Annotated in this window: 1 other RNA gene; it reads left to right on the top strand. The window is 64.8% G+C overall.

The features are described from left to right. Window positions 1-378, top strand: a transfer-messenger RNA (tmRNA) gene (gene ssrA, locus ACO0K4_RS19520); the annotation flags it as partial.

Below are 378 nucleotides of genomic sequence, written 5' to 3'. Positions count from 1 at the left end.
CTGGCTTCGACGGGTAGCGATCGGGGTCGAGTGGCAAGCCGGGGCGCTCTAGCCTCGTTAACAATGGAGCAAACTTTAGGTGCCAACCGCACCAACTACGCGGCTCTCCCTCTCGCTGCATAAGCGAGGGTGAAAGCCCGATCACCTGCGGGTGATCCATCGGCCCCGGCCTCGCGCCGGTAGGTCGGGAGTCCGGCGAGACAATGCCGGCGTGCGGCCCACCTGACGCCGATGAGGTGGACCAAAGACCCCTCGGCTGGCCGCAGCGGCCTGCGTGTCGATGCGCAGCGCGGCGGCGACAACTCAATCATCGACTAAGCTTGTAGTCGCTCGGCTTCATCCTATTCGGACGCGGGTTCGATTCCCGCCATCTCCACC

The sequence above is a fragment of the Undibacterium sp. RuTC16W genome (genome assembly GCF_049339445.1).
Taxonomy (GTDB): Bacteria; Pseudomonadota; Gammaproteobacteria; order Burkholderiales; family Burkholderiaceae_D; genus Undibacterium.
The sequence above is the reverse complement of the archived record's forward strand: the minus strand, read 5'-3'. Positions and strand labels throughout refer to the sequence as shown.